This is a genomic window from Dactylosporangium sp. NPDC005572 (assembly GCF_040605515.1).
Lineage (GTDB): Bacteria > Actinomycetota > Actinomycetes > Mycobacteriales > Micromonosporaceae > Dactylosporangium.
On record NZ_JBEXCY010000082.1, the window covers coordinates 15,339 to 38,428 of the forward strand.

Genomic DNA, 23,090 nt, shown 5'->3' on the forward strand with positions numbered 1-23,090 from the left:
AACCTCGGAGGTGTCGTACCCAAGGAACGGGTTGCACTGAGACCGAGGAGCCACGGACCCAACATGAACGCCGAACGCCTGACCACCAAGAGTCGCGAGGTCATCAAGGCCGCCGTGGACGCGGCGAGCCAGCGCGGGCACGCGACCGTCGAGCCCTGGCATCTGCTGCTGTCGCTGCTGGACACGGGTGGCTCGACCGCCGCGGGCCTGCTCCGCGCGGTCGGTGCCAACCCCGCCGACGTGCGGCGGGCGGCCGTCCACGCCGTCGACCGCCTGCCCAGCGCGCGCGGCTCCAGCGTCGTCGAGCCGAACGTGTCCCGCGAGTTCGCCAACGCCATCGCCGCGGCCGAGCAGATCGCCCGCCCGCTCGGCGACGAGTACACATCGACCGAACACCTGCTGGCGGGCCTCGCCCGCGTCGGCGGGGCCGTCGCCGGGCTGCTCAAGGAGGCCGGCGCCACCGAACAGACCCTCGTCTCCGCGTTCCCACAGGTCCGCGGGGGCGACCGGCGCATCACCACGGCCGACCCGGAGCAGACCTACCAGGCACTGGAGAAGTACGGCGTCGACCTGACCCAGGCCGCCCGCGACGGCAAGATCGACCCGGTGATCGGCCGTGACTCGGAGATCCGCCGGGTCATCCAGGTGCTGTCCCGCCGCACCAAGAACAACCCGGTCCTCATCGGCGAGCCGGGCGTCGGCAAGACCGCGATCGTCGAGGGCCTCGCCCAGCGGATCGTGGCCGGTGACGTGCCGGAGTCGCTGCGCGACAAGCGCCTCGTCAGCCTCGACCTGGCCGCGATGGTGGCCGGCGCGCAGTACCGCGGGCAGTTCGAGGAGCGCCTGAAGTCCGTCCTGGAGGAGATCAAGAACTCCAACGGGCAGGTCATCACGTTCCTCGACGAGCTGCACACGATCGTCGGCGCCGGCAAGGGCGAGGGCTCGATGGACGCCGGCAACATGCTCAAGCCCATGCTCGCCCGCGGCGAGCTGCGGATGGTCGGCGCGACCACCCTGGACGAGTATCGGGAGCACATCGAGAAGGACCCCGCCCTGGAGCGGCGGTTCCAGCCGGTCGTCGTCGGCGAGCCGTCGACCGAGGACACCATCGGCATCCTGCGCGGCCTCAAGGAGCGCTACGAGGTGCACCACGGCGTCCGGATCACCGACGCCGCGCTGGTCGCCGCCGCGTCACTCTCCGACCGGTACATCACCGACCGCTTCCTGCCGGACAAGGCCATCGACCTCGTGGACGAGGCCGCCTCGCGGCTGCGCATGGAGATCGACTCCCGGCCGGTCGAGGTCGACGAGGTGGAGCGCAACGTCCGCCGGCTGGAGATCGAGGAGATGGCCCTCGCCAAGGAGCCCGACCCCGCCTCCGCCGAGCGGCTCCAGCGGCTGCGGGCCGAGCTCGCCGACCGGCGTGAGCAGCTCACCGCGCTCACCGACCGCTGGCAGAACGAGAAGGCCCACATCCAGAAGATCTCCAACACCAAGGAGCAGCTGGAGCAGCTGCGCGGCGAGGCCGAGCGCGCCGAGCGCGATCTCGACCTGGCCAAGGCGTCCGAGCTGCGGTACGGCGTGATCCCCCAGCTCGAGCACGAGCTGGCACGGGCGGAGCAGGAGCTGGAAGGCATCCAGGCCGCGGGCGCCATGCTGAAGGAGGAGGTCTCCGCCGACGACATTGCGGCCGTGGTCGCCTCCTGGACGGGCATCCCCGCCGGCCGGCTCCTGGAGGGCGAGACGGCGAAGCTGCTGCGGATGGAGGAGTCACTGCGCAGCCGGGTGATCGGCCAGGACCGCGCGATCCAGGCGGTCTCCGACGCGGTGCGCCGGGCCCGGGCCGGCATCGCCGACCCCGACCGCCCCACGGGCAGCTTCCTGTTCCTCGGCCCCACCGGCGTGGGCAAGACCGAGCTGGCCAAGGCGCTCGCCGAGTTCCTCTTCGACGACGAACGGGCCATGGTCCGCATCGACATGAGTGAGTACGGCGAGAAGCACACGGTCGCCCGGCTGGTCGGTGCGCCGCCCGGCTACGTCGGCTACGAGGAGGGCGGTCAGCTCACCGAGGCGGTCCGCCGCCGGCCCTACAGCGTCGTCCTGCTCGACGAGGTCGAGAAGGCCCATCCGGACGTGTTCGACGTGCTGCTCGCGGTGCTCGACGACGGCCGGCTCACCGACGGCCAGGGCCGCACGGTCGACTTCCGCAACGCGATCCTGATCCTCACGTCCAACCTCGGCTCCGAGGTGCTGGCCGACGACCCGACGCTCAACGCCGAGCAGCGCCGCGACGCCGTGATCGCCGCGGTGCGGCAGCACTTCAAGCCCGAGTTCGTGAACCGGCTCGACGACATGGTGGTGTTCGATGCCCTGTCGCAGGAGGACCTGCGTAAGATTGTAGAGATCCAGCTCAATGGGTTGGGCCGGCGGCTGGCCGACCGGAGGCTCACGCTCGACGTCAAGGACGCCGCGCGTGACTGGTTGGCGAGTCTTGGGTACGACTCGGTGTACGGCGCCCGGCCGCTGCGCCGCCTGGTCCAGACGTCCATCGGCGACCAGCTCGCCCGGGCGCTGCTGGGCGGGGCGATCCGCGACGGCGACCGGGTGGTCGTGGATCTGGCCGACGACAAGAAGGCGCTCTCCGTGACCGCCGGTTAGGTTCCCCGACCAAATCAATCAGGTGGAGGTGTACTGGCGATGCTGTGGAACAAGCTGCTAGGGGAGCGCGGCGCGTTCCACGACGAACTGCGACTCCTCCAGGACGCCGACACGCTGGCGTTCGGTGGGGTCGGCATCGCCGGCACGCTCCTGCCGGCCACGAAGGCCTATTTCACGATCGAGGAGGGGCTCCGGCAGCACGGCGCCGAGCTCCGGCCGAAGCTGGAGGCCCTCCTCGACAAGGCCACCCCGGCCGGCCGGGTCTACGCGGCCGAGCTGTTGACCCACGTCGACGCCGAGTCCGGCCGGGCCGCCTGGCGCCGGCTGGCCGGCCAGCACGGCGATGTCAAGACCTTCAGCGGATGCATCATGGGCAGCACGACCGTAGGGCGATATGCCGAGGAGCGGCTGCGCGATTAGCCCGGCGTCGATACGGTGATCCCCTGGGAATCACGGGAGGAGAACCGATGTCATTCGCCGCGCCGTCCTCGGCGCCACGTGTCCGACCTTCCACCGTCAGCCTCGCGGTCAACCTGCTCTTTGCCGCAGCGGCGTTGGAACTGATCAACATCATCCTCACTGCCGTCTACTCGGGCAAGATCGCCGACGCGTCGAAGCGGGCGCTGGAGGGGACCAGCCAGGCCGGCACGAACCCGAATGTGTCGACCCTGATCGGGATCGTCGTCGGCGTGGTCATCCTCGCGCTGCTCGTGACCCTGGCCATCTTCGTCGGCAAGGGCGTGCAGATCGCCCGGATTCTCACCTGGGTGCTGGGCGGTCTGGCGCTGTGCTGCACGCTCAGCACGTTCGGCCTCTCAGCGCTCGGTGAGGCGGGCTGGAACGAGGCCCGCAAGACCGACCCGGACCTGCCGACCTGGGCGGAGTACAACGACCAGATCTACGCGGCCGTCCCGGGCTGGTACCAGCCGGTCACGACGATCATCGGCGTCCTGATGGCGCTCGCCATCCTCGGGGCGATCATTCTGCTCGCGCTGCCCGCCTCGCACCCGTTCTTCAGGGCGCCGAAGCAGGAGTGGGAGCCGCCGGTCCCCGGTACCCCGGGTGGCGGCGACGACGTGCCGCCGCCGCCCCCGCCGGCCGGCCCGACGCCCTGACGAACTCGGACGAGCTCGGACGAACTCTGATGAGCCCTGACGAGCGCTGACGAACAAAGGGGTGGGCCGCCGCAAGTGGCCCACCCCGCACGCCGGCCGCTGAACCGGGTGCGGAAAATCAGCTAGATTGCCGCGGTGACCGAACGGCGCACCGCACTCATCACCGGGGCCACGGCCGGCATCGGGGCCGCGTTCGCCCGCGAGCTCGCCGCCGAGGGCTACGACCTGGTCCTCGTCGCCCGCGACGAGGCCCGGCTGGCCGCCATGGCCGCCGAGCTGCCCGCCGAGGTCCTCCCGGCCGACCTGTCCACTCCGGCGGGGTGTGACGCCGTCGCCGCGCGGCTCACCGATCCGGCCCGGCCGATCGACCTGCTGGTCAACAACGCCGGGATGAGCCTCAACCGCTCCTTCCTGCGCTCGACGGTCGAGCTGGAGGAGGCGCTGCTGCGGCTCAACGTCAACGCGGTCATGCGGCTGACGCTCGCCGCGCTGCCGGTGATGACCGAGCGGGGCCGCGGCGACATCGTGAACGTGTCGTCGGTGTCCGGCTTCGCGGCGCTGATGCCCGGCTCGACCTACCCGGCCAGCAAGGCCTGGGTCACCAACTTCAGCGAGTCGCAGGCGCAGCTGGTGCGGCGGTTCGGGGTGCGGGTGATGGCGCTGTGCCCGGGGTACACGCGCACCGAGTTCCACGACCGGGCCGGCATCGACGTGTCGAAGACCCCGTCCTGGATGTGGCTCGACGCCGGCGCGGTGGTCCGGGCCGGGCTGAAGGATCTGCGCAAGGGCAAACTGGTGAGCGTGCCGGACTGGAAGTACAAACTGGCGACGTTCGGCATGCGGCACGCTCCCCGGTCGTTGGTGCATCGGGTTTCACGGGGCACCCGGGGCCGCATCGGCCGAGAGACGCATTGACGCATCCACCACGTGGCGGGGAGTGTCCCCCGGTTCGCTGTGCACCCTCCTCCACCTGGGCAGGTACGTGAGGTACAGCAAGCATTGAGTTTGCTGTGTATCGAGCATGATTGTGGTCACGTCCAAACCAAGGCAGTGCCAGTTGTCGATGCGCATCCTGGCGGCCGGCGACTGGCATCGACGGGGCAGACATTTTCGCAGGTCAGCGGCTTGTCTCGGGGCGCCGGGCCGGTCGGGGCCGGGTGAGATCCCGGCGCGGGAGCGCGCATCGGCGCTTCCGCATCCCGCGTCACCGTCACCCCTCACGTCACTCGTGGTGATCGCTGCGATCACCTTCGTATTCCTCCTCGTCCCCTTGACGGACCTAAATTCGTGCGAGAGTGCGGGTCATCGATTCGCCGCGCGGATTTAGCGCGTACGCTTCGGACATGACCCACCGTGACGACCTGCTGAAACTCGTGCGCGACCTCGCCGTGGTCAAAGGGCGGGTGACGCTGTCGTCCGGACAAGTTGCCGACTGGTACGTGGACCTTCGTCGCTTGACGCTGCACCATGCTGGTGCGCCGCTCGTGGGCCGGGTCATGCTCGACCTGGTCGACGATTGGGAGTTCGACGCCGTGGGAGGGCTGACCCTCGGCGCCGATCCGGTGGCCCTCGCGATGCTCCATGCGGCGGCTGCCCGCGGTGGACGGGCGCTCGACGCGTTCGTCGTTCGAAAGAGTGACAAAGCTCATGGTCTGCAGCGCCGGGTCGAAGGACCCGACGTGGCCGGCCGACGCGTCCTGGCGGTGGAAGACACCTCCACGACGGGGGAAAGCGTGCTCACCGCCGTCACGGCGCTCCGGGAGGCCGGAGCCGATGTGGTCGGTGTGGCCGTTATCGTCGATCGTGGCGCGGAAAAGGCGGTTCGCGCCGCGGGGCTGAGTTATCGCTCAGCATTTTCGTTGGCCGACCTCGGCCAACAGGGCTGAAAAATTGTCGATTCGGACCTGCGGATATGCAGGCGGGTCGATGGTGTTGGTGGAAGGATGGAAAACGTGGGAACTGCGCTGGCTGAGATGACCCTGCCCCAGATCTCGCCGCTTGCCGGCGAGCCGATTGACCGTGCCGACGCCGAGCGTCTTGCCGGCGTCCTGAAGGCGCTTGCCGATCCTGCCCGACTCCGGCTCCTGAGCCTGATCCAGTCGGCGCCTGACGGCGAGGCCTGTGTGTGTGACCTGACGGCCCCGCTCGGCCTCTCGCAGCCGACGGTGAGCCACCACCTGCGAATCCTGACCGAGGCCGGGCTGCTGGAGCGCGAGAAGCGGGGTGTGTGGGCGTTCTACCGCCTCGTGCCCTCCGCCATCGGCACCATCGCCGACCTTCTGACGCCGCCGCGCAAGCGGGCGACCAAGAAGGCCCCTCGGTAAGGCTTTGCACTACCGAACCGGCGACCTGCGCGACCAACTGGCCCACCTCGGGCACGCAGTCGTGCAAGCCGGGCTCGTCGTGGGCTCGGGGGGAAACCTCTCCGCTCGGGCACCAGACGCCGACGAATGCTGGGTAACCGCGGCCGGGACATGGCTCGACCGGCTCGACCGCGGTTCATTCGTTCGGGTCCGAATCACAGATGGCGCGGCCCTTGACAACGGGGCCGCGCCATCTTCGGAGCTTGCGCTCCACCTCGCCACGTATCGCGCCCGTCCTGACGTCAACGCGATCGTGCACCTGCACCCGCAGTCCGTGCTGCTGCTCGACGCCATCGGCGAGCCGATCGTGCTGGCCACCACGGATCACGCGTTCTATCTGCGGCGCGTCGCGACCACGCCGTTCGTCCCGCCCGGCCGCCCCGAGGTGGGCACCCTGGCCGCCGAGGCGTGCGCCGACGGCACCAACTGCGTCGTCCTCGGCCGCCACGGCTGCTCGGTGATCGCCGACTCGGTCGAGCTCGCGCACAAGCGCGCCTTCTACCTCGAAGAGGCCGCGCGGCTGACGTACCGTGCCCTCCTCCTCGGCCGTCCGCTCGACCCCTTGCCGACCGACTGGCTCCTCGCGGACAACGCCACTGCCTAGGTGAAACCTCCCCGCCCTACACTCGTCCTCTTGCTGAACAACCGCAGGTCAGGGGAGTAGGACGTGAACGCACGGCGGGCAGTCATCGCCATCGTCGCCGCGGTGGCGATCATCGCCGGCGGTGCGGTGACGGTACGGACGGTGCTCGGCAAGATCGGTGGCTGCACCGGCGGCGTCACGATCTCCGTGGCCGCGGCCCCCGAGATCGCGCCGGCCGTCCGGACCGCCGCGGACCGGTTCACCGCCACGGAGCCCGAGGTCAACGGCGACTGCGTGCGCGTCGAGGTCACGGCGGCCGAGCCTGCCGACGTCGCCAACAAGCTCGCCGTCCGGGCCGGCGGCACGATCAACGTCGCCGCCGCGGCCGTGCCGACGCCGGCCGACGCCGACGTCCCGACCGTCTGGATTCCGGACGCGTCGGCCTGGATCACCCGGATGCAGGCCGTGAACCGCGAGGCGTTCGAGGCCGACGTGACCTCGGTGGCGACCAGCCCCGTCGTCGTCGCGGCCGCCGAGCCGGTCGCCAGGTCGCTGGGCAGCCCGACCATCGGCGCCGCGCAGGTCGCCGCGCTGCTGGCCAAGGTCGGCGCGAAGGAGCTGCAGGTCGCCTCGGTCGACCCGCGCCGCAGCACGGCCGGCCTGGCCGGGGCGGGGCTGCTGTACGACTCGATCGTCACCGACCCCAAGCGGCTGGTGGACATGGTCCGCGCGTACCGCTCGATCGCCGTCGTCCCCGACACCGCGGCCCTGCTCAAGGCGCCCGCCCAGCAGGTAACGGTGACCAGCGAGCAGGCCGTCCTGACCGGTGGCGCCGACCGTACCGCGCTGCCGCTGGAACCGGCGGCCACGCTCGACTACCCGTTCGCGGTCGTCGCCGGCAAGCCGCGGGCCGCCGTGGCGGCGGCCGAGCTCTTCCGCGCCGCGCTCGGCACCGACCGCGAGCCCTTCGCGAAGCTCGGCTTCCGCGCGCCGGACGGCAGCACGTCGGCGGGCTTTCCGGCCGGTCGCGGCGCCGGTACCGCGCCCACCCCGGTCAAGCCGCTGGCCGACCCGCAGAAGATCGCCGAGGTGCTCGGCTACTGGAACGCGACCACCGCGCCGTCGCGCGTCCTCACGCTGGTGGACGTCACGTCGTCGATGAACCGCCCGATGGCCACCCGCGCCGGCTCCCCCGCGCGGCTGGAGGTGCTGCGCAAGACCGCGACCGAGGGCCTGGGCCTCTTCACCGACGACAGCGAGCTGGGCCTGTGGGCCTACGGCGCGGAGTACCAGCAGGTCGTGCCGGTCTCCCAGCTGAACCAGGGCCAGCGGGCGCGGCTCAACACGGCGGTCTCCGCGGCGCGGGCGACCGGCTCGGACGTCTGCGGCCTCTACGAGACGGTGCTCGCCGCCTACCGCTCGCTCAAGGAGGGCTACAAGGAGGGCCGCTCGAACACCGTGGTGGTGTTCACCGACGGCTCGAACACCAAGCCCGGGATGAGCCTGGAGACGCTCAAGCTGGAGCTGGAGCGGGCTACGGACCCGACCCGGCCGATCCGGGTCGTGCTGCTGGGCGTCGGGCCGGACGTCCGCAAGCAGGAGCTGGACGAGATCGCCGCGACGACGGGCGGCCGGGCGTTCGTGGTGACGAACCCGGACGAGATCGGCAACATCTTCCTGCAGGCGCTGATCCGCTCGTCCTGAAACGAAAGGGGAGCCCGTGGGGGCTCCCCTTTGCCGGCGGAAAACAGCGATCAGTCGTGGACGCGGTGCGAGCCTGGGCGACCGTGGGGGTCGTGACTGCCGCCCTGGGCGCCGTACGTGCCATTGGCGCCGGGGGAGCCGTAGACGCCGGGCGCGCCCTGGTTGCCCGGGACGCTGGCGGTGCCGCGGGCCGGACCCGCCGTGGGCTGGGCGGCGCCGGACTGCGGCGTTGCCAGGCCGGTCGGCACGGCGTTGGGTGTGGCCCCGTGGCCGCCGCCGCGGCGCCTCTCGCGCCAGCCCTTGAAGATCTCGATGAAGATCGGCAGGGCCGAGACCAGGACGATCAGCAGCACGGCGGGCAGCAGGTACGTGTCGATCTTCTCCGGCGGGATCAGGTCCCGGATCTGCTTCGCGAGCGCCCAGCCCGCGAAGATGATCCCGTCGGTCCACAGGATGCCGCCGACCACGTTCCACAGGAAGAACTGCTTGGCCGGCATGCCGACCACGCCGGCGACCGGGTTGAGGAAGGTGCGCACGATCGGGATGAACCGGGCGAGCACCACGGCCTTCGCCGGGCCGAACTTGGCGAAGTAGTGCTCGGCCTTCTCGACGTACTCCCTCTTGAAGATGCGCGAGTTCGGACGCTCGAACATCTTCCGCCCATACCGGGCGCCGAGGTAATGACCCAGCTGCGCGCCGGCGATCGCGCAGATCGGCGCGCCGATGAGCAGCTGGGTCAGGCTCAGCCTGGTGCCGAGCAGGTCCGTGGCGGCCGGCGACGAGGCGACGCCGGCCAGGAACAGCAGCGAGTCTCCGGGGAGGAAGAAGCCCACGAGCAGGCCCGTCTCCGCGAACATGATGATCCAGACGCCGATGACGCCGAACGTGGTCAGCAGGCCTTTTGCGTCGAGCGGGTTGAGGGAGAGCAGGTCGCCGAAGGCGCGGGTCTTTTCTTCCACGGCGAACCAGCCTACGTGAGCCAGACTACAAACGTGGATCCACCGGCTCGCTTTCGCTCGCGAGTACCGCAAAGACGAGCTGGTGCACCCGCCACGGCGCCGCCCCGCCGGCCAGCAGATCCAGCGCCGCGAGGCCCAGCCCGTGCTCGCGCAGGGCGAGGCCGCGCTTGCGCCCCAGGTTGCGGGCGCGCAGCTGGTCCAGCCGCTCGGTGTACGACGGGCCGTAGATGATCCGCAGGTACTCCCGGCCGCGGCACTTGATCGCCGGCTGCACGCTCGGCCCGGCGTCCGCCGCCGGCTTCACGACCATGCCCTCGCCGCCGGACGCGGTCAGGTCGAGCCACCACTCGGTCGCCGCCGCCACCCCGTCGGCGGAGGACGGGTCGACGACCAGCCGGCGGGTCGTGGTGAACAGCGACGGGTCGGCCGCGACCAGGCGGTCGGCGAGCGCCAGGTGCCAGTCGTGGTCGCGCCGGGCGTGGTTCGCGCCCTCGGCGGCGAGCACGTGGAACGGCGCCAGCCGCACGCCCTGCAGGCCGTCGGTCGGCCAGCAGTACCGCCGGTAGACGTCGGCGTACGCCGTGATGTCCGCCGCCCGCGCCGCGAACCGCGACAAAAGCCCCTCGGCGACCACCCCGCGCGCGGCCGCCTGCGAGAGCGCCGAAACCGCGGCGGGCAGCGCCGCACCGGCTGCGGCGGCGACGCTCGAGTACTGCTCGCGGATCAGCGGCGCCGCCTTCGCGGACCACGGCAGTACCTCGGCATCCAGCACCAGCCAGTCGGACCGGAGCTCGTCGAAGATCCCCTCCGCCGCGACCCGCACGCGGTCGAGCGGTTCGGTGGCGTCGGGGAAGAAGGGTCGCCCGGTGCGGGTGTAGACCGCGCCCGGTCCCTCGATGCCGAAGCGCTCGAGCGCGGACGAAGGGGAGCGGCACACCACGAGCACGGCCCGCGAGCCCATGTGCTTCTCCTGGCAGACGACCAGCGGGACACCGGCCCGCACGTAGTCGCCGAGCGCCTCGACGGGGTGCTCGAGGTACCCCTCCTGGCGCGAGGTCGAGGCGGGCGCCATCGTCGGCGGCAGCCACACCAGCCAGCGCGGGTCGACCGCGAACCGGCTCATGACCTCCAGCGCCGCCGCGGCGTTCTCGGCGGCGACGGTGACCCGGCCGGCCGGCGTGGCCAGGCTGCGCCGTCCGGTGACGTCGACCAGGTTGAGGCCCGGGTCCGCCGGTGCGGCGGGTGCCAGCGGGCGCACCGGCTCGTAGTACACCTGCCGCGCCGGAACCGTCACGAGCTCCCGCTCGGGGTAGCGCAGCGCGGTGAGGGAGCCGCCGAACACGCAGCCCGTGTCGATGCAGATGGTGTTGTTGACCCACTCGGCCGCGGGCACCGGGGTGTGGCCGTAGACGACCATGGCCTTGCCGCGGTACTCGGTGGCCCACGGGTAGCGGACGGGCAGGCCGTACTCGTCGGTCTCGCCCGTGGTGTCGCCGTAGAGCGCGAACGCGCGCACCCGGCCCGAGGCGCGGCCGTGGTAGGCCTCCTTGAGGCCGGCGTGCGCGACCACCAGGCGCCCGCCGTCGAGCACGTAGTGGCCGATCAGCGAGTCGAGGAACGGCACCGGGTCGACGTCGGAGCCGGCCAGCTGGTCGAGCGTCTCCTGCAGGCCGTGGGCCACCCGCACATTCGCGCCGCGCAGCTTGCGCAGCAGCTTCGCCTCGTGGTTGCCGGCGACGCACAGCGCGTGCCCGGCCGCGACCATGCCCATGACCAGGCGCAGCACGCCCGGCGAGGCGGGCCCGCGGTCGACGAGGTCGCCGACGAACACGGCGGTGCGGCCCTCGGGGTGCACCGCGTCGTCGGCGCCGACCGCGTACCCCAGCCGGCCCAGCAGCTCCACGAGCTCGTCGAGGCAGCCGTGCACGTCGCCGACGATGTCGAAGGGGCCGGTGAGCTCCCGCTTGTCGTTGTAGAGCTTCTCGTACTCGATCGTCGAGGCGTCCACCGAAGCGGTGCCGCTCAGCACGTGGACCTGCCGGAACCCCTCCTTGGCCAGCTGCTTGAGCGACCGGCGCAGGTCGCGCGCCTGCCGGGTGAGCACCGGCCGGCCGAAGTCGCGGTCGGGCCGGGCCTGGGTCCGCGCCCAGCACTCCTCCTCGGGCACGTCGAGCACGATGGCGACCGGCAGCACGTCGTGGTCGCGGGCCACGTCGACCAGCGCCTTGCGGGCGTGGGCCTGCACGTTGGTGGCGTCGACGACGGTGAGCCGGCCGGCGCTCAGCCGCTTGCCGGCGACGAAGTGCAGCGCGGCGAAGGCGTCCGACGACGCGGACTGGTCGTTCTCGTCGTCGGCCACCATCGCGCGGAAGGTGTCGGAGGAGAGCACCTGGGTGGGCCTGAAGTGCCGGCGGGCGAAGGTCGACTTGCCGGATCCGGAGATGCCGACGAGCGCCACCAGGCACAGCTCGGGGATCTTCACTTGGCGAACACCGCCATCTGGGTCGGTTCGCCGACCTCGTCGTCGTGGTCGCCGATGCCGCTGATCGTGACCGTGTAGCCGAAGGTCTTCGATACGGACGAGCACCAGGCGGCGAACTCCGCGCGGCTCCACTCGAAGCGGTGGTCGCTGTGCCGGAAGCGGCCGTGGGGCAGGCCGGGGTAGCGGACGTTGTACTCGGCGTTGGGCGTGGTGACCACGACCGTCGCGGGGGTCGCGTGGCCGAAGACGCTCGCCGCGAGCGCATCGAGGCGCGGCGGGTCGACGTGCTCGACGACCTCCATGAGCACGGCGGCGTCGTAGCCCTTGAGACGGTCGTCGCGGTACGTGAGCGCAGTCTGGAGCAGCCGGATCCGGGCCTTCTGCCGGTCCGGGAGCCGGTCGAGCCGCAGGCGGCGGGCGGCCGCCTCGAGCGACGCGGTGGAGACGTCGGCACCGACGATCTCGGTGTACCGCCGGTCGCGCACCAGCTCGCCGAGCAGCGCGCCGGGGCCGCAGCCCAGGTCGAGCACCCGGGCGGCGCCCGACGCCTCGAGGGCCTCGCGGACGGCGGCCCGCCGCAGGACCGCGAGGGATTCGGGCCGCGGCTTTTTCAGGAAGGGGCACGACGCCCAGCCGCTCCAGGGCCTCGTTGGTCAGCGCCCTGCGATGTGCGAGGTAGCGGCGCGCGATGAGCGCCCGGACAGGATGGCCGGCCAGCCATCCGGTGCCGGCCCGCAGCAGCTTCGCCACCTCGTCGGACGACACCCAGTAGTGCTTCTCGTCGTCGAGCACGGGCAGCAGCACGTACAGCTGGTTGAGGGCGTCGGCCAGCCGCAGCGTCCCGGTGAGGCGCAGGTCGACGTACCGGCTGTCGCCCCAGTCGTCGGGGATGGGGGTAGCCCGGACCGTCCAGCCGAGCGGCTCGAACAGCTCGGCGGCGCTGCCCTTGCAGCCCAGCGCCGGGATGTGCACCTCGAGCGGGATGGCGGTGGCCGCCAGCTCCGGCCGCTCGCGCGACTCGCCGCGCAGGGCGGTGCGCCAGACCTTGTTCAGCGCGGCGGCCAGCTGACTCGCCGAGACCACGTCGGGGCCGTCGACCAGCAGCGCCGCCGTGCAGCGCTCGCCGGTGGCCTCGGGGTAGAAGACGTGCGCGGTGCCGCCCGTGACGGTGAACGACTGGAGGCGATCGGGATGCTTCACGAGCAGGAAGCCGAGGTCGGTCGCCGGTCGATGGGTCGTCGTCAGGGTCAGCAGCACGCGGACCATCTTCTCCTGGTTTTTTCCGGAGGTCCGCCGGTTTTTCCGGGCGTAGATTGGAGGCATGGCGGTGGTGCCGACCGTGCACTGGCACCGGCTGGCTGACGGCCGGGTGCAGTGTGACGTCTGCCCGCGCAACTGCCGCCTGCACGAGGGTCAGCGGGGCTTCTGCTTCGTCCGTGAGCGGGTCGACGACGAGATCGTCCTCACCACCTACGGGCGATCCTCGGGCTTCTGCGTCGACCCGATCGAGAAGAAGCCGCTCAACCACTTCCTGCCGGGCACGCCGGTGCTGTCGTTCGGCACGGCGGGCTGCAACCTGGGCTGCCGCTTCTGCCAGAACTGGGACATCTCCAAGAGCCGCGAGATCGACACGCTCGCCGCGGCGGCCGGCCCCGAGGAGCTCGCCGCGGCCGCCGAGCGGCTGGGCTGCCGGTCGATCGCGTTCACCTACAACGACCCGGTGATCTTCATGGAGTACGCCATGGATGTCGCCGACGCGTGCCGGGCGCGCGGGATCAAGGCGGTCGCGGTCTCGGCCGGCTACATGAACCCGGCCCCGCGCGAGGAGTTCTACCGGCACATCGACGCGGCCAACATCGATCTCAAGGCATTCAGCGAGCACTTCTACGAGAAGATCACGTTCGCACGGCTCGATGCCGTGCTCGACACCCTGGAGTATCTGCGTGGCACGAAGGTCTGGTTCGAGGTGACGACCCTGCTGATCCCCGGTCGCAACGACAGCGACGACGAGCTGCGCCGCCAGTGCGCCTGGTTCGCCGAACACCTCGGGCCCGACGTGCCGCTGCACTTCTCGGCCTTCCACCCCGACTTCAAGATGCTCGACGTGCCGCGCACCCCGCCGGAGACGCTCACCCGCGCTCGGAAGATCGCGATGGATGCCGGGCTGCGGTACGTCTACACCGGCAATGTCCACGATCCCGAGGGTCAGTCGACCCGCTGCCCCGGCTGCGACACCGCCGTCATCGTCCGCGACTGGTACGACCTGCGTTCCTACGAGGTGACCGACGACGGCCACTGCATCCACTGTGGACAGGTCCTCCCCGGCGTGTTCGACGGGCCGCCCGGCCGCTGGGGCCGGCGCCGGCTGCCGGTGAGCGTCCGATGAGGCGACCGGCGGTGGCCGGGAGCTTCTACCCCGGATCGCCCGCGGTCCTGCAGGCGACCATCGACGACCTGCTCGGCAGCGCCCCGGAGGCGCCCCAGGACACCGCGGACGCGTACATCGTCCCGCACGCCGGCTACCGCTGGTCCGGCCGCACCGCCGCGCACGTCTACCGTCGCGTGGTGGACCGCAAGCCGTCGCGCGTGGTCGTGCTCGGCCCGGCCCACAAGGTGCCGCTGCGCGGCGTCGCCGTGCCCACCGAGCGGCAGTGGGCGACGCCGCTCGGGCCGATCACGATCGACTCCGGCGGCGCCCGCGACCTGGTCGCCCGGGGCCTCGCAATGGCCGACGACCGGCCGCACGCCCCGGAGCACTCGATCGAGGTGCAGGTGCCCTTTCTCCAGCAGATCCCCGACGTGCGGCTGCTGCCCGTCTGCATCGGGCAGTCCGCGGTGGAGCACGTCGCCGCGGTCCTGCACGCGGTCACGCATCCGGGCACGGTGGTGCTCTGCAGTACCGACCTTTCGCACTATCTGAGCGAGGAGCAGGCGCAGCTCCGCGACGTGCAGACGGTGGCCGCGATCATGGCCCTGAGCGCGTCCCGGATCGGCACCCACGACGCCTGCGGCCGGCACGCGCTGCGCGGGCTGCTGCGGTGGGGCAAGGAGACCCGGCGCAGCGCCGACATCCTCCACCTCGCCACGTCCGCCGACGAGGGCGGTCCGAAGGAGCGGGTCGTCGGTTACTTAGCGGCGTCACTGACGGTGTAGGCGGGGTATCCGTTGCACCCGGATTGTCCAAAAGAGGATGGCCGAACGGCCGACCTCTGGAGTGACCGTTCGGAACCGTCTGAATGGGTGGAGGCGCCTGCGGACGGCGCCGGAACTTGGAGAACGGGGCATGTCAGTCACGACGACGGCCGCGCCGACCTGGGCACCCATGACCAGCGAGCAACGCGAACAGTTCGACACGGACGGTTACCTCATCCTGCGGGGTGTCCTCAGCCCCGACGAGGTGGCGCACTACTCCTCCGCGCTCGATGCCGCGTACGCCCAGCAACCGCACGCGCCCGACGGCTCGCTGCACCTGCTCAGCGCGGTGACCAGCTGCCCGGACCTGGCCGGCCTGATCGACCACCCGGAGACCTTCCCGCTGGTCTGGTCGATCCTCGGCTGGAACGTCCACATCTACCACTCGCACCTCGACGTGCACCCGCCGCTGGCCGCGCCGAAGCCCGACTGGTGGCACTGGCACCAGGACGGCGGCCGGCAGAACCGCGAGCTGGAGACCGACCCGCGCCCCCGCCTGTCGGTGAAGCTGGCCTACTGGTTGTCCGACGTGTCGCAGACCGGCCGGGGCAACCTGACCCTGATCCCCGGCAGCCACAAGACGAACTGGCTGCCCGGCCCGCCGAAGCGCGACGTGCCGTGGCCGACCCCGGACGGCGCCCGCCAGGTCCAGGTCGACGCCGGTGACGTGGTCTTCTTCGACCGGCGCATCTGGCACGCCCGGTCCGACAACCACTCGGACATCACGCGCAAGTGCGTCTTCCTCGGCTACACGTACCGCTGGATCGCCGTCCGCGACGAGGTGCGCGCCCTGCCCGGCAAGCCGTGGTGGAACCGGCTCAACCCGGTCCAGCAGCAGCTGCTCGGCGGCGTCGGCGGCCTCGACGGCGACCACGCCTGGGGGCACTACCCGGAGACCACGCCGCTCTACAACGAGCTGCGCGAGCGTGGCCTGCTGGACCCGAACTACCCGCCGCTGATTCCCTGACCCCTCCTGCAATGTTCGACCGGCCTCGACCCGTCCTAGGGTCGAGGCCGTCGTTCATTGGGGGACCGGGTTGACGTTCGAGGAATTCGTCGAGGTGCGCTTGGCGACGCTGCTGCGGTACGCCGTCATGCTCACCGGCGATCCGCACACCGCGCAGGACCTGGTCCAGGAGACGATGATCCGGGCCCAGCTGAAGTGGCGCCGGGTGGCCGCCTCGCAGGCGCCCGAGCGGTACGTGAAGCGCATGCTCACCAACGCGTACATCGACCTGCATCGCGGCTCGTGGCTGAAACGGGTCGCGCTGCGGGGCTTCACATCGTCGCTCGACCGCGCGGTGGCCGACCACGTCGACGCCTCCGCCGAGCGCGACCAGATGTGGGCCTGGCTCGGCACACTGCCGGCCCGGCAGCGGGCCGCGCTCGTACTGCGCTACTACGAGGGGCTCAACGACACCGAGATCGCCGATGTGCTGCACTGCGCGGTCGGGACCGTCCGGTCGTCGATCTCCCGCGCCCTGGCCACGCTTCGGATCCAGATCGTCCCGGCGGAGTGATGATGGAACAGCTGCTGCGCGACACGTTCGCGCGTCACGAGGAACTGGCCCCGCCGGCGACGCAGGAACTGCGCTCGGCGATCGCGCTGGGCGCCCGTCGCCGCCGCATCCGGCGGCGCTTCGGGGCCGCTTCGGGGGCATTCATCGCCGTGTTGGCGGTGATCTCCGTGTTCGCCCTCACCACCAAGCCCCCGCGCAGCGCCGACGCGCTCTTCGAAGCACCGGAGAAGCCCGAGAAGCTCACCCTGCTCCTGCTCGGCACCGACCGCCGCCAGACCCAGTCGCCCGACGAGCCGGTCCGCTCCGACGCGATCATCCTGCTCCACGTCGATCCGGCCGCGGGGAAAGCGTTCCAGATCTCGATCCCGCGCGACCTGCTGGTCGCCACCTCCCGCGGCAAAGACAAGATCAACGGCGAATTCTACTTCGGCGGCTACGACGCCACGGCCCAGGTCGTGAGCACCCTGGCCGGCCTCCCGATCGACGGCGGCGCCGTCGTCGACTTCGCCGGGTTGCAGCGGGTGATCAACCAGCTCGGCGGCGTCGACCTCTGCGTCGACCAGCGCACCGTCTCCGCGCACCTGGGCCGCACCAGGTCGGGCGAGATCGTCTCGCTGAAGCCGGGCGCGCAGCCCATCGTCTACGAGCCCGGTTGCCGACGCTTCCAGGGCTGGGAGGCGATCGACTACGTGCGCCAGCGCAAGGACGTCGACCGCGACCGCCACCTGCGCGACCTGCTGGCCGCGCTGGCCCACTCGGTGCCGGTGACCGACCCGGTGTCCCTGTCGAAGCTGCTGTCGGTCCTCCCGGAGAGCGTGGACCTGCACCTCGGCAGCCGCTCGCTGACGACGGTGGCCTTCCAGCTTGCGCACATCGGGGCCGATGGCCTCGTCGGGCTACGGCTGCCGACCAGGCTCACTGAGCAGGGCACGGTCGTACTGACCCCCGACGCCGACGGCCTGTTCGCCGCGATGCGCGCAGGCACCCTCACGGAGTGGCTCGTGGCTCACCCCGCGTACGCCTCCTGAGGATCGTCAGCGGTACTCGTCGTCCAGGTCGACCTCGCGGTCCTGCTCGATGGCGTCGTACTCGGTGGCGTCCCACGGGCGGGCGTGCGGGGTCGCCGGCCGGTCCAGCGGGTTGGCCGGCTGCGCCTGCTCCGCCGCGTCCGCCGGGGAGGCCTCCGGGTCGCGCACCTCGGGGTCGAGCCGTTCGTCGAGCGTCAACAGTTCCTCGTCGGGCTGGGTCATCGCCGCTCCCTCTGTTGGTCGTCGCTCCTCGTCGGCCGCCTCAACCGTACGACTGAAACGCCCCTTTCGCTCCCGCGGTCGGTAAATCCCCTGGTCCTCACCCGGCTTCGGGCCTGCTGGAGGGCTGGGAGATACTCGTGACAGGACAGCGCGGTCCGCGTGGAGCCGTGTCTGTCGGCTCCATACCGCACGATCCAAATACGCCAAGGAGCGCCGTCATGCCCATCGCCTCGCCCGATGTCTACGCCGAGATGCTCGACCGCGCCAAGGCCGGCGCGTTCGCCTACCCGGCGATCAACGTCTCCTCGTCGCAGACGCTGAACGCCGCCCTCCGCGGCTTCGCCGAGGCGGAGAGCGACGGCATCATCCAGGTGTCGACGGGCGGCGCCGAGTACCTGTCCGGCCCGACGATCAAGGACATGATCACCGGCTCGGTCGCCTTCGCCGCCTACGCGCAGGAGGTCGCCAAGAAGTACTCGGTGAACATCGCCCTCCACACCGACCACTGCCCGAAGGACAAGCTGGACAAGTTCGTCCGCCCGCTGCTGGCCATCTCGGCCGAGCGCGTCGCCAAGGGCGGCGAGCCCCTCTTCCAGTCGCACATGTGGGACGGCTCCGCGGTCCCGCTGGGCGAGAACCTCCAGATCGCCGAGGAGCTCCTGGCCGCGACCGCCGCGGCGAAGGTCGTCCTGGAGATCGAGGTCGGCGTCGTGGGCGGCGAGGAGGACGGCGTCGTCGGCGCCATCGACGAGAAGCTCTACACGACGGTCGAGGACGGCCTGGCCATGGTCGAGGCCCTGGGCCTCGGCGAGAAGGGCCGCTACATGGCCGCGCTGACGTTCGGCAACGTCCACGGCGTCTACAAGCCGGGCAACGTCAAGCTCCGCCCCGAGATCCTCAAGCAGATCCAGGACGCGGTGAGCGCCAAGTACGGCAAGGAGAAGCCCCTCTCCCTGGTCTTCCACGGCGGCTCGGGCTCCCTGCTCTCGGAGATCCGCGAGGCCCTCGACTACGGCGTCGTGAAGATGAACATCGACACCGACACCCAGTACGCCTTCACCCGCCCGGTGGCGGCCCACATGTTCTCGAACTACGACGGCGTCCTCAAGGTCGACGGCGAGGTCGGCAACAAGAAGGCCTACGACCCGCGTGCCTGGGGCAAGGCGGCCGAGGGCGGCATGGCCCAGCGCGTCGTCGAGGCCTGCGAGCACCTCCGCTCGACCGGCACGACGCTGTCCAAGTAGGTCGCTTCGGGAAGGGCGCCCCTGTCGGGGGGCGCCTTTTTCTTTTCTGACTCGGGTCCGTACAAGTGACGACCATCGCTCCCGCCAGACACCGGTCGGGCCCTGGAGGGCCCTCCCTGCCACCACCGTCGCCCCAAGCCCCCACCACCTGCGATCCCAATCCAAGGCCCACGGGTTCGGGTGCCCGATATTTCGGACATGTCCGGCAATGGCGCGCGCCCCGATCGCCGGCCGCCGCGCACACCATGATCGATGGCGAGCGCTGGCTGTCATGGCAACCAGAACTCTCCATCGATCATGGACCGGCGGCCACAACCCCGCGCTGAGCGAGTTCTTGCGCCAGAACTCACGCCTTGCGCCTAGCGGCCAGCGCCAACTCGGCCCCGGCACGGGGGTTCGCTCGGGATTGGCCGCCCCGCCCCGGCTCGGGGTTGGCTCGGCTCTGGCGCGGGGTGCTCGGCTCCGCTCCGGCCCGGCTCAGGCCCGAGTTGGTTGCCTTGGCCGCGGCTCGGCCCCTGCCCTGCTCGGCCCCTGCCCTGCTCGGCCCCTGCCCTGCTCGGCCCCTGCCCTGGCGACATTTCGGATATGTCGGGCAGAAGTGGCGGCGGTTCAGTGGTGCCAGGCTTGCGCTCCATGATCGTGGGAAACATCTGGTCGCTGGGACAGCCGGATGTTTCCCATGATCATGGGCCGCTGTCAGGGGGTGTAGGTCGTCAGGATTTCCGCGGCCTCGGCCACGTCGTCGGTGATGTGGATCAGGTGGCGTAGGTCGCCCACCGGGGACGTCGCGAAGAGGGGCTCCAGGAGGCCGCGCACCGGGAGGCGGTCCGTCCAGTGGGCTGTGTCCAGGAAGACGAACGGGCCGCTCGCACCGTCCGTCGCGTAGAAGGTCTTCGTCGCGGCCTGGAAGATCTCCTGGACGGTGCCGGCCATCCCCGGCGCGAACACGATGCCGCCGCGGGAGAGGCGGAGGATCGTGTCCTCGCGGATCGCGTTCGAGAAGTACTTGGCGATCTTCGCCGCGAACAGGTTGGCCGGCTCGTGGCCGTAGAGCCAGGTCGGGATGGCCAGGCCGCCGCGGCGGGCCCAGGTCACCGGGTCGACCGCAACCTGGTCGGCCGGGGCCACCGAGTCCGGTGTCGGCGGGACGGGCTGGGCGAACTTTGCCCGTACCGTCAAAGCCACCGCCGTGTATGGGTCGTGATCGTGGAAGTCGGGCGCGGTGGCCAGCGTGGCGATCGCCTCGTCCACCGTCGACAGTGGGTGGTCGGCCAGGAAGGCGCCGAGGTTGGCGGCCTCCATCACGCCCGGGCCACCGCCCGTCACGACCAGGCGGTCGGCGCGTGCCAGGCGCCAGGCCAGCTCGGCCGCGTTGCGGAACTCGGCGGAGCCGCGCGTCACCGCGTGGCCGCCCATGATCCCGACCGCCGCCGCGGGGCCGCGCGCCGCGATCCAGCCGGCCGTCACGTTGGCCAGGGCGTTGTCGATGCCCGAGTCGTGCATGCGCTGCGCGACCGCCTCGCGGATCTCGGGGGTCGCGCCGCCCGTGGTGCGGAAGTGCTCGTAGACGACCGTGTCGAACATGCCCGCGAAGCCGTCCGAGGCGAAACCGGCGGCGAGATTCTCCGGGTTGTACAGCTGGGAGGGGTGCGTCGGATACGGCACGCCGGCGAACTCCGGCACCACGACCGCCCGGCGGAGCAGCAGGTCGACGACGGTGTCGAGCTCGGCGAAGTGGCAGCCGATGAACAGTGCGTCGCTCACGTCCACAGTGGACAGGTCGACGGCGGCGAGGTCGAGCCCCTGGACGATCTTGTTGGCGAGTGTCCCGGAGCTCAGGTGGAACCGCAGTTCCTCGGGCGACTCGATCTCGTCCGGCGAGTGGTCGTGCAGGGCGACGACGTCTGGCGGTGGCGGTGTTGGCACCAGATCATCCTGTCAGGGTGAGGCAAAGGACGATGGCCCGATCATGACGATCGGGCCATCGCATAACCGGGTCCTGGGGAGGCTCCGGACTTTCATTTGTAGTCCGCCCGCGGGCGGCGCCACACCCCCCGGTCGCGCGACGAGACCTCAACCGTTTAGTCACCTCTGGAATCATCCGCCGTATCCGGCTGGTGTAATGACGGCATGCAGAACCTGCTGCCTGAGCCCGCCCCGACCCTGCTGCCCGTCGACCGGGTCCCGACCGACCTGCTGGACGCCGCCGACTCGGAGGCGGCCGCGAAGGCCGTCGCCGCGGCGCATCCGGCGTTCAGCGCGGCGTGGGCCCGGCTGGCCGAGCTGGCGCTCGCGGCCGGCGAGCCGGTCACGGCGTACGCGTACGCCCGGACCGGCTACCACCGCGGCCTCGACCAGCTGCGCCGCAACGGCTGGCGCGGCGCCGGCCCGATCCCGTGGTCGCACGAGCCCAACCAGGGCTTCCTCCGCGCCCTGCACGCCCTCGGCCAGGCCGCCGCGGCCATCGGCGAGCAGGACGAGGCCGACCGCTGCGCGCAGTTCCTCGACGACAGCGACCCGGCGGCCGCGAAGGCCCTGGCGTAGCGGCTACAGACCCTCGGACACGGCCGCGGCGACCTTGAGCCAGGCGTCGCGGCTGGCCGCGGTCAGGCCCGCGTAGCGGATCGGCTCGCCGGAGTCGATGAAGCGCTCGTACGGCACCAGGACCACCGTCCGGGTCCGGGCCGCGAAGTGCCGGGTGATGGCCGGGATGTCGACGTGCCGGCGGCTCGGCGGCATCGACACGACCGTGACCGCCTGGCGCACCAGCCGCTGCCGGCCGTGCTGCTCCAGGTGGTCCAGCATCCGCGACGCCGTCTCGGCCGAGTCGTTGCGGGCCGACATCGTCACCACGAGCTGGTCGGTGGCGTCGATCGCCGCCTGCCAGTTCTCCGCGCGCACGTTGTTGCCGGTGTCGACGAAGATCAGCTTGTAGAACCGGCTGACGACGTCGCGGATCTCGCCGAACGCGTGCGCCGTGAGCATCTCGCCCGCCGTCGCCGACTCGTCGGACGCCAGTACGTCGAACATGCCCTCGCCCTGCGCCCGGACGTACTGCGACAGGTCGCCGACCCGCCCCTGGGCACCCTGGAACTGCCCGAGGTCACGCAGCAGGTCGCGCACCGTGCGGATGTGGAAGTCCTGCTGGGCCCGCATCCCGAGGGTGCCCTGGGTCTCGTTGTTGTCCCAGGCCAGCACGTAGCCGCCGCGCTTCTGCCCGAACGTCATCGCGAGCAGCAGCACGGCCACGGTCTTCCCGGCGCCGCCCTTCGGGTTGACCACGGTGACCTGCCGGAGCCCGCCGAAGTTGCGGCGCACCCGCTCGACGTCCTGCCGGTACTCCACCTCGCGCCGCCCGGGTGGGAGCTGGACCAGCCCGAGCGTCCCCTTGGCCAGCACCCCGCGAACCCCGCGGACGGCCACCGGATCGGCGGGCCGGGCCTGCCGCCGCCGAGCGAACTCCTCAGCGGTCGGCGTGCTCCCGTCCCCCCACTGCGCGGGAGGAAGCGGCGGCAGGGGCGGAGCCGGCCCAGGTGGGGGCGCCAGCTGCGGAGGGGCCGGCGGTGAGGGCGCCGGCTGCGGCCAGTGGGCAGGCTCCCCCGACCGGGGCCGCGTCATCGTTGGTGGCAGCGGCCCGGGAGGAGGCGCTGGAGGCGGCGGCCCGGGGGACGGTTGCGGCTGCCTAGGCGGCGCTTGAGGAGGTGCTTGAGGCGGCCCAGCCAAGGACGCCGGCGGTGCCGGAGACGAAGGCGGTGCCGGAGACGAAGGCGCCGGCGGTGCCGAAGAGGACGGCGGTGCCGAAGAGGACGGTGACGCAGGAGAAGCCAGTGGCGTAGGAGGAGCCGGCGGCGCGGTAGGAGCCTGTGGCGCGGTAGGAGCCTGTGGCGCGGTAGGAGCCTGTGGCGCGGTAGGAGTCGACGGCGTCGCGAGATCGGCGGCGTACCGGGGCGGCATTGGATGCGAGGCCCCGGCCGGCCCGGAGACCGGAATCGCCCCCGAGCCCGAGACCGGGATCGCCCC

General features: G+C 71.3%; 19 protein-coding genes and 2 pseudogenes. 15 read left to right on the forward strand and 6 right to left on the reverse strand.

The window, feature by feature from the left end; all coding sequences use genetic code 11:
- Positions 1-63 precede the first annotated feature (63 nt).
- The 8 genes from clpB to ABZS66_RS32175 all read left to right on the forward strand — a co-directional run bounded on the left by clpB (position 64) and on the right by ABZS66_RS32175 (position 8,423).
- Positions 64-2,658 (forward strand): ATP-dependent chaperone ClpB, encoded by a 2,595-nt coding sequence (gene clpB / locus ABZS66_RS32140; protein ID WP_354764247.1) that lies wholly within the window; start codon positions 64-66, stop codon positions 2,656-2,658.
- 39 nt (positions 2,659-2,697) lie between these two features.
- A complete protein-coding gene (locus ABZS66_RS32145) occupies positions 2,698-3,078 on the forward strand; it encodes a hypothetical protein (RefSeq protein ID WP_354764249.1) in 381 nt (126 codons plus the stop codon).
- Between the two features lie 47 nt (positions 3,079-3,125).
- The gene (locus ABZS66_RS32150) at positions 3,126-3,773 is read left to right on the forward strand and encodes a hypothetical protein (protein ID WP_354764251.1); all 648 of its coding nucleotides are present in this window, start codon (positions 3,126-3,128) and stop codon (positions 3,771-3,773) included.
- A 126-nt stretch (positions 3,774-3,899) separates the two neighbouring features.
- On the forward strand, positions 3,900-4,688 hold the full coding sequence (locus ABZS66_RS32155) for an SDR family oxidoreductase (RefSeq protein ID WP_354764302.1): 789 nt from the start codon (positions 3,900-3,902) through the stop codon (positions 4,686-4,688).
- Positions 4,689-5,116: 428 nt separating this feature from the next.
- Positions 5,117-5,659 (forward strand): orotate phosphoribosyltransferase, encoded by a 543-nt coding sequence (gene pyrE, locus ABZS66_RS32160; RefSeq protein ID WP_354764253.1) that lies wholly within the window; start codon positions 5,117-5,119, stop codon positions 5,657-5,659.
- A gap of 57 nt (positions 5,660-5,716) precedes the next feature.
- Positions 5,717-6,097, forward strand: coding sequence for a metalloregulator ArsR/SmtB family transcription factor (locus tag ABZS66_RS32165; RefSeq protein ID WP_190248465.1), 381 nt, complete (start codon positions 5,717-5,719; stop codon positions 6,095-6,097).
- 4 nt (positions 6,098-6,101) lie between these two features.
- On the forward strand, positions 6,102-6,740 hold the full coding sequence (locus ABZS66_RS32170) for a class II aldolase/adducin family protein (RefSeq protein ID WP_354764255.1): 639 nt from the start codon (positions 6,102-6,104) through the stop codon (positions 6,738-6,740).
- Between the two features lie 63 nt (positions 6,741-6,803).
- Positions 6,804-8,423 carry a VWA domain-containing protein gene (locus ABZS66_RS32175; protein ID WP_354764257.1) on the forward strand — a complete coding sequence of 540 codons (1,620 nt, stop codon included), beginning with the start codon at positions 6,804-6,806 and terminating at the stop codon, positions 8,421-8,423.
- A 50-nt stretch (positions 8,424-8,473) separates the two neighbouring features.
- On the opposite strand, the gene ABZS66_RS32180 is transcribed toward ABZS66_RS32175, so the two are convergent.
- From ABZS66_RS32180 to ABZS66_RS32190, 3 genes and pseudogenes are all read right to left on the reverse strand, one after another.
- Positions 8,474-9,382, reverse strand: coding sequence for a VTT domain-containing protein (locus ABZS66_RS32180; protein ID WP_354764259.1), 909 nt, complete (start codon positions 9,380-9,382; stop codon positions 8,474-8,476).
- 25 nt (positions 9,383-9,407) lie between these two features.
- Complete coding sequence (locus ABZS66_RS32185; RefSeq protein WP_354764261.1) at positions 9,408-11,864, reverse strand: polynucleotide kinase-phosphatase; 2,457 nt, start codon at positions 11,862-11,864, stop codon at positions 9,408-9,410.
- A pseudogene (locus ABZS66_RS32190) lies at positions 11,861-13,121 on the reverse strand (3' terminal RNA ribose 2'-O-methyltransferase Hen1). The gene ABZS66_RS32185 and the pseudogene ABZS66_RS32190 overlap by 4 nt, the downstream one beginning before the upstream one ends.
- A gap of 64 nt (positions 13,122-13,185) precedes the next feature.
- Here ABZS66_RS32190 and amrS point away from each other — a divergent pair.
- The 5 genes from amrS (at position 13,186) to ABZS66_RS32215 (ending at position 17,604) form a co-directional block, all read left to right on the forward strand.
- Positions 13,186-14,250 carry an AmmeMemoRadiSam system radical SAM enzyme gene (gene amrS / locus ABZS66_RS32195; protein ID WP_354764263.1) on the forward strand — a complete coding sequence of 355 codons (1,065 nt, stop codon included), beginning with the start codon at positions 13,186-13,188 and terminating at the stop codon, positions 14,248-14,250.
- Complete coding sequence (gene amrB / locus ABZS66_RS32200; protein WP_354764265.1) at positions 14,247-15,017, forward strand: AmmeMemoRadiSam system protein B; 771 nt, start codon at positions 14,247-14,249, stop codon at positions 15,015-15,017. The genes amrS and amrB overlap by 4 nt, the downstream gene beginning before the upstream one ends.
- Positions 15,018-15,147: 130 nt before the next feature.
- The gene (locus tag ABZS66_RS32205) at positions 15,148-16,023 is read left to right on the forward strand and encodes a phytanoyl-CoA dioxygenase family protein (protein ID WP_354764269.1); all 876 of its coding nucleotides are present in this window, start codon (positions 15,148-15,150) and stop codon (positions 16,021-16,023) included.
- A 70-nt stretch (positions 16,024-16,093) separates the two neighbouring features.
- Entirely contained in the window at positions 16,094-16,576 is a 483-nt protein-coding gene (locus ABZS66_RS32210; RefSeq protein WP_354764271.1) for a SigE family RNA polymerase sigma factor, read from the forward strand.
- A 2-nt stretch (positions 16,577-16,578) separates the two neighbouring features.
- The gene (locus ABZS66_RS32215; RefSeq protein WP_354764273.1) at positions 16,579-17,604 is read left to right on the forward strand and encodes an LCP family protein; all 1,026 of its coding nucleotides are present in this window, start codon (positions 16,579-16,581) and stop codon (positions 17,602-17,604) included.
- Positions 17,605-17,610: 6 nt separating this feature from the next.
- Here the strand turns inward: ABZS66_RS32215 and ABZS66_RS32220 are convergent, their stop codons facing one another.
- Positions 17,611-17,826, reverse strand: a complete 216-nt coding sequence (locus tag ABZS66_RS32220) for a hypothetical protein (protein WP_238009207.1) — start codon at positions 17,824-17,826, stop codon at positions 17,611-17,613.
- 218 nt (positions 17,827-18,044) lie between these two features.
- Here ABZS66_RS32220 and fbaA point away from each other — a divergent pair, with 218 nt between their 5' ends.
- On the forward strand, positions 18,045-19,070 hold the full coding sequence (gene fbaA / locus ABZS66_RS32225; RefSeq protein WP_354764276.1) for a class II fructose-bisphosphate aldolase: 1,026 nt from the start codon (positions 18,045-18,047) through the stop codon (positions 19,068-19,070).
- Positions 19,071-19,766: 696 nt separating this feature from the next.
- Here the strand turns inward: fbaA and ABZS66_RS32230 are convergent.
- Positions 19,767-20,996 (reverse strand): hypothetical protein, encoded by a 1,230-nt coding sequence (locus ABZS66_RS32230; protein ID WP_354764278.1) that lies wholly within the window; start codon positions 20,994-20,996, stop codon positions 19,767-19,769.
- 204 nt (positions 20,997-21,200) lie between these two features.
- Here ABZS66_RS32230 and ABZS66_RS32235 point away from each other — a divergent pair, with 204 nt between their 5' ends.
- Positions 21,201-21,614 carry a DUF3151 domain-containing protein gene (locus ABZS66_RS32235; RefSeq protein WP_354764280.1) on the forward strand — a complete coding sequence of 138 codons (414 nt, stop codon included), beginning with the start codon at positions 21,201-21,203 and terminating at the stop codon, positions 21,612-21,614.
- A 3-nt stretch (positions 21,615-21,617) separates the two neighbouring features.
- Here the strand turns inward: ABZS66_RS32235 and ABZS66_RS32240 are convergent.
- Positions 21,618-22,577: pseudogene (locus tag ABZS66_RS32240) on the reverse strand (hypothetical protein); the annotation flags it as partial.
- Between the last annotated feature and the right edge of the window lie 513 nt (positions 22,578-23,090).